Genomic DNA, 6,632 nt, shown 5'->3' with positions numbered 1-6,632 from the left:
CTATGAACCTCGAATCTATGAATGATTATGATATGATTCCGCCAAATTCAGTTGAGCAGTTAGAGCCATGAGACACCTAAAAACGACCATTCACCCGGATATCGATCACCTAGATAACAAAACAGTTTATAAGCGCAACGCTGCCAGAGCGATTGTATTAGATGGTGAAGATATTCTGATGCTTTATACCGAGCGTTACCACGACTACACCATTCCTGGTGGTGGCCTAGATGAGGGCGAAGACGTGATTGCGGGCATGGTCCGAGAGCTTGAAGAAGAGACGGGTGCAAAGAACATTCATGGCATTAAGCCGTTTGGCATTTTTGAAGAGTTTCGCCCTTGGTACAAAGATAATGCCGATATCATGCATATGATTTCGTACTGCTATTCGTGCAAGATCGATCGTGAACTTGGTGAGACAGCTTACGAAGATTACGAAGTTAAAAACGGAATGAAGCCTGTGTGGATTAACATTCATGAGGCAATTGCCCACAATGAGAAGACCATCGCCGAGAGCCCTAAAAAGGGCATGAGCATTGAGCGGGAAACGTTTCTGCTACATTTAGTCGCGAAGGAAATGCTTTAAACTAAAAACGTTTAAAAGCCCTTTTAAACGCTAAATAACATCCTCTGTCGCTACTTTGTCGCCATTGTGGGGCGGCAAAGAATTCAGGGGATTAAAGTGAATAGCATCGTTCAAATGGTTAGGTGCAGAATGAGTATAGCGCATCATCATTGAAATATCGGTGTGCCCTAAAATGTATATGTAATACCAAAATATTCCCTCCATTCATCATAAAGTGACTTGCAAAGGTATGACGTAAAACATGCGTTCCTTGCCCATTGGGTAAATTTTTATCTTTTTTAGTAGGGTGATAATATTTAGTCGATATATTTAATAAGAATAAAATTTTAAGGTTTTTTATTAGGTTTGCAATGGCTTTATTATATAAGTCCAGGGGGGGTACGTAATAAAGCCATGATCCTGATAAAGCATAGATATTTAAATATTAAGTGATTTAATTTATAAATTATTTAAACAGGAAATAGAACGGGAGCATCGATTTTTATAGTTGATAAGTAATCACTGCCTTCAAACCCCACTCTAAAATAGGTTGGTGTCGATATTTGATTGTTAAATTTAATTAAAAATTCATTACCTGTACTAGTTTTTTCTACAGTAATGTTACTATCTTCGACATTTATAATCTCTATGTTGATAGGTTCTTTATTGTTAATTGTTTTGTATGCTTTTAGTAAAGCAACACCTGTACTTAAATGTGATATATCAATAGCTAATTCTGGGGTGCGAAGTGTAGAAATATTTTCTCTATCGTTAACACTCCAATTTTCTTGAACGTAATTATTAGCCCAATCATCAGCAAAGCCATAAGTAATTCCGCTATCATGGCCATAGCCGTACGCATGACCAATTTCATGAAATAATGTATCATACGTTGTTGTTAAGTTTGCGTCGTATCCAGGTTTAAAGCGCCCTTCCCATATCGAAGCCCAACCACCAGAGGTTACTATGTATGTATCAATATTTGGCATACTACCTCCTCCCATCCCAAGAGCAGCATACTCTCTTCGCATGGAGTATAAGCCAAGCTCGTGACCTTCAGCACCCAAAGTTAACAATGTTTTTGTTCCGTAGCTCAAGCCTTCATTTTTGTAATCTTTACAGTTGCTGTATTCGGTACAATTTTTTATCAAGAAGTCATCAAGGGCTTTAGAGAAAGATCTTCGATTAAATGACTCTTTAATCTTTGTTACTATGTTTAGATAAGGATTTCGCTCATCATCATTTAAATCGTTATAGCAAGTTCCCGTAGATTTTGTTACACAGTTAGAGTCTTTGTGGTTATCAACTCTTATTATAGGTAAGAATATCTCTGACTGATTAGAGTAACTTAAAGAGGTCACTGTTTCAGTTGGGAAGTCTAATTCTGCTTCGGTATAACCTTGTATTTCTGCACTTAAATCTAATAATGATAATTTATTATTGTTTAATCTTACAACTAGACTCTTTAATGGTTGAGGAGTGTGGTTCGTTATTTTCCATTTGTTCCCTCCTAAGTTTTCAAAATCAATATCAGTGAATTCAAAAGATGAACTATGTGATTTTAAGGTAGTTTTTTTAACTGAAGCGAATAATTCTGGTAGGTCAGCATCTATAGGGGATAGCTTAAATTGACTTTTATATTTAGAGTCTGCTGAATAGCTATGAGTTTGTGTTCCTCCATCTCCTCCATCTCCTCCATCTCCTCCATCTCCACCGCAGCCACTAACAGCAGCTAATCCTAATGTGGTTAAGCTTAAAAATAGTTTATTTTTCATATGTTTAATTATGCCTCTTTGTGGTGGATGGATAATTCTGAGTGATGTTTGACGTTACAACAATCCATAAACCCAATCAATAGTGGATGTGCATTTTTAGGTTTGGTCTAACCAGATCTGAAGATTTTTCAGTAGCAGGGATATATAGAAAAGCTATATTTGAACTCAGCAAAAAACTTATGATCAAATTTGCTGTGTGGTTACCTCATGAATCCGATAACGGTAACGTCTTGGTGCCTATCTTACAGCTCACCGAAAGCACGCCCACCCACGGAAAACGCACTCCTCCTACCCGCCGGCAGCGTTTTCGATCTCATTCTTTAGCAATTCTATTTCAGTGAAATTCTGCTTCCGTAATAGAAAGATAACAAGCCGCGAGCCCTTTCGGAATAATGGGGATAGGGGATAGTTGAAGGGCTAACAGGACGCCTAAAAAAATTGCAACAAATTGAAGTCTTGACGATCAGTAATGATCGTTTGTGTTTTGTGATGACCTTTGTTTATCGCTTCAGCCCTTATTGGATAAGGTTCTGAGCGTGAATTGCAACGAAAAACAAAATTGCAAAAAATGTCACTGTGTTTACGTTGCAACATTGTCAGATTAAAGGTTCAATGAAGATTTTCCGACACTTCTGGATCATCATTGACTGCATCCATAAACATTTCACAATTCGGAATGACTTCATTTTTGTAGTAGACGTAATCGAATTAAATGGTGTTACCAGGGGTCTCACTATTTGGAATGATGGCGGCCAGTTCTACAGGGAAGCGGTGACCTGTTATTACTTTTTGAGCAGTGACGCTTTTAATCTCTTCGTATTTATCTTTGGGTCCGTCGCGCAGAAGATAAAGCCCATGTGTAAACCGTTCTTGTAATACCGGCGGCGAAAGGTAGTGGAATCCTGACTAAGTAATGCGGAATGAACACATCCCAAGTAATCGGGCTCATCATAAACCTGTTGAACAGGGTCGTATTACTTGATGAAAATGATGTCTTCTTTCTTGTAGCGCTTTTGCTTATTGTCACGCTCTAGAAAAACAAAGTCGCTTGGTAGTTTCGGTACGACTGAATCGCTTGGTGATCACAACTAATTTAGTAATGTGGCTGAGAAGCTTTCGCCCCATTATCATTTTCTCTGACGCATAAGTCGATAGAAAACTCACCTCCAATGTTTGAATATACTGCATCATTATTCAGTTTTTGAATGCGTGAGCTTTTGCTCTAAAAATTAAATTTTATGTCTTCACATGTGCCCATCGACGTAGAGTCTTTACTCATTAACTTTATTGATCAGTCTGTTAATGGCTCCGACTTACAGTCTTTAGAGCCCTTGAATTTATTGAGTTTATGATGTGGTCATCGACCTTATTGTTCGAATGATTAGTAATGTTCCAGGTGTGACAGTGATATCAATTGTATACTTTGCCTAAATTAACCTTTACATAATCCACGGCGAATATGTTATCAGTTTTAGTTATTGATTTTGCATATTTCATCGGTCTAGGTTGTTTATGTGGTAGCTATCTTGTGTGGGGATCAGAATTATGGAGTCCTAAAATGGATAATATTATGAAATTATATTTTGCGTCAGTATTAGCGTTACTTGTTGGTTGCGGTGGAGGAAACGGCGGAAGCAGCTCTTCTTCTGCAAACTCAGAGGATAGTGCTACTCATGACAGTAGTGATTACGCAGCTTCTGATTTGCAAGTATCCTTTACAATATCTGCAACAAGTTCATCCGATGCTGAAGTCACGGGGCATGTTCATGGCAAGGATGGTTTATATATAACTTTAGCCGATGGCGATGAATTAGTGGTTACAGTAGACAATATATCTCAACCTTTGCTCTTATCAAAAGTTGAGGTGGTGGAGGGAAGTGGTAGTTATGGCGGTGAGTATTACGCTGCAACGATTTCCGCTTTAGCAACCGAGTATAAAGTTAGCTTTGTTCGAGATGGTGTTGAAATTTCTCAGTTAACGGTCAGTGAATTTCCTCTCCCTTTTGACCCTATCGTGAGCTTGACAAATGAAGTTATTGATGTGTCTTTTTCGCCAGAGGCAGGTCACTCATACGCATACTTTGGTGCAAAGCTAGGTTGTTTGAATAGTGTTGAGACCAACGTAAGAGGCGTCGCACTAGATATTAATACTGGTGATCATCTACTTAATTCTGGCTCTTACAATAAGAGTTTGAGTGAGATATTTGATCAAACGCAAGCACAGTTAACTCAAGGTTTTGATAGGTGTGTATTTGATATGGATATTATAGCGAACAAAGATTCGTTAACTACGAAAACCAATGGACAATTAACTGTTGATGTTGCTCAAAAGAGAAAGATAAAAATAGAGCTGTAACCTTTATATAATACACAATGAATATGCTATTAGTTCTGGTTAATGTTTTTACGGTTTTATCAGTCTGGGTTATTTGTGTGGTGGTTAAGGATAATTGTAGATCTTGTTAGTACAGTATTCTATCAATCGATTTTTCGGAGTGAGTCTGTTAGTAGTCGCCTTCACGTTGGCCTCTGCTCATTTTTCGCAAGAATAGTGCAGTAATTACTAACGTTTATCCAAACGTTATGAATAAGGAGCATTTATGTACATATGGAAAATTAGTAGATTAAAAGAAGACATAAAATCAGACTCTCTCACAGAGCAAGATCGGTTTATCTACGCACTAGGTTGGAAGTCGTTAGAAGGTGCGACCACCTACGAGCAATTTTATGCACTCGCAGGCTAATCCTATCTGTCGGATGGAACTGTCACGCCTCTAACTAGATTTACGACAGAACTGGAACTGCTAGTTTAATTTCTACTAGTTAAATTATCAGTTAGAGTTTTTTGGTATCGTTATGATACATACCACTATTGGACTATTGGACTATTGGACTATTGGACTCTGATTTCTTAAAAAACTTACCTCCAGAAAAGGTAATTGCTTTATTGGAAAGCCTACCTTTTGAGCAACTTATTGTTTTAAAGAGCCATCTAGACGTTGTAGTCAATAGTAGGAAAGATTTAGCGTGTTCCCTTTCCGATGATGAACTGTCATTTATTGCCAGTTTATACAAAAATAAATGAATAATATTTTGTACAAAGACGTTCTATATCGGTGGAATGTACTCCCCATATTTTATCATCTCTACAGGACTTTGTTACTTAATTCGGACAGAAAATCAAACAGTCCGAGATTGAGCGATTATTAAACAACACACTGAGTTTCAGGCATACCAAGCCCTGTAAGCTTGTTATGCGCTTTAATTATGGCGTAGGTTTCGCCAACTTGAGCATTGTAGTTTCTCAAGCTTAACCTCCCACCTAGCAACTGCTGCACACGATACATGGCTGTTTCAAAGAGCGAACGCTTGTGATACCCATAACACTTTTTCCATTTTTTGTTGGAGCCGTAGAGCTTCTGACAACCTACTGCTAAACTGCGAGGGTGCCCTTGCTCCCAGAATGCAGCTCCTTCTCGTGGCGGGATAAGCGGAACCGCTTGCTTTATCCGTATGGCATCATGGCAATTTCTTGTGTCATAAGCGCCATCACCTGATATATCAATGATTTTGCGATGTGTCTGTTTGAGTAAGTTAGGGAGCACTTCGGCATCAGTGACGTTAGATAAACTCAGTTCTGCTGCGACTATTTCGTGGGTGCTTGTATCTACTGCGATGTGCAGCTTACGCCAGACTCTGCGCTTCCCATCAGTGCCATGCTTCTTGATCTTCCATTCACATTCGCCATAAACCTTGAGGCCAGTTGCATCAATGGCCAGATGTTGTATTCTGGTTCTGGTTCTGGTTCTGGTTCTGGTTCTGGTTCTGGTTCTGGTTCTGGTTTTAAATGAAGCCTAAACTTCCTTAGCTCGGCGGCTTATACAGGTGTAGTGTGGGCAAACAAGCGGGATGTTAGCCAGCTTAAATACGGAGTCTAGAACGCCTTGCAGCGCTCTCAATGGCATCGAGAAAACACGCTTCACCATCAGTGCGGTAGTAATGACTAAGTCGCTGAATTGGCGAGGTCTACCACGCTTGCCTTGTTTGATTTGCTTCCACTCGGCTATCGCCTCCTCATCAATCCAAAAGCTCAGAGAACCAAGGTTGATTAAGTCTTTATTGTACTGCTTCCAATGATTTGTTTTGTAACGAGGTTTAGGCATAAGGCTACGATGATTAACTGATGTCGCCGATCAGATCGTAACTTCTAGATTTAGTCCCATGCAATTACGCAACATATATGGACGCACCTCAGGATGCAATGGCTAATTGAAGGGTACGGTCGCTAACAT

Annotated in this window: 4 protein-coding genes and 2 pseudogenes; 3 read left to right on the top strand and 3 right to left on the bottom strand. The window is 39.2% G+C overall.

The features are described 5' to 3' along the window. The first annotated feature begins 67 nt into the window (after window positions 1-67). Entirely contained in the window at window positions 68-586 is a 519-nt protein-coding gene (locus ACTRWI_RS21605; RefSeq protein WP_499133771.1) for an NUDIX hydrolase, read from the top strand. Between the two features lie 30 nt (window positions 587-616). Here ACTRWI_RS21605 and ACTRWI_RS21600 read toward each other — a convergent pair. Together ACTRWI_RS21600 and ACTRWI_RS21595 are read right to left on the bottom strand one after the other, a co-directional pair. Further along, a pseudogene (locus ACTRWI_RS21600) lies at window positions 617-851 on the bottom strand (tyrosine-type recombinase/integrase); the annotation flags it as partial. 184 nt (window positions 852-1,035) lie between these two features. Next, window positions 1,036-2,340: a zinc metalloprotease gene (locus ACTRWI_RS21595; protein ID WP_499133770.1), complete on the bottom strand. Its 1,305-nt coding sequence runs from the start codon at window positions 2,338-2,340 to the stop codon at window positions 1,036-1,038. A gap of 1,558 nt (window positions 2,341-3,898) precedes the next feature. On the opposite strand from ACTRWI_RS21595, the gene ACTRWI_RS21590 reads away from it, so the two are divergent. After that, window positions 3,899-4,696 carry a hypothetical protein gene (locus ACTRWI_RS21590; RefSeq protein WP_499133769.1) on the top strand — a complete coding sequence of 266 codons (798 nt, stop codon included), beginning with the start codon at window positions 3,899-3,901 and terminating at the stop codon, window positions 4,694-4,696. A gap of 244 nt (window positions 4,697-4,940) precedes the next feature. Then, window positions 4,941-5,084, top strand: coding sequence for a hypothetical protein (locus tag ACTRWI_RS21585; RefSeq protein WP_499133768.1), 144 nt, complete (start codon window positions 4,941-4,943; stop codon window positions 5,082-5,084). A gap of 462 nt (window positions 5,085-5,546) precedes the next feature. Here ACTRWI_RS21585 and ACTRWI_RS21580 read toward each other — a convergent pair. Next, a pseudogene (locus ACTRWI_RS21580) lies at window positions 5,547-6,503 on the bottom strand (IS5 family transposase). Between the last annotated feature and the right edge of the window lie 129 nt (window positions 6,504-6,632).

The organism is Pseudoalteromonas sp. G5_S1_14_S5 (assembly GCF_054968605.1).
The sequence above is the reverse complement of the archived record's forward strand: the minus strand, read 5'-3'. Positions and strand labels throughout refer to the sequence as shown.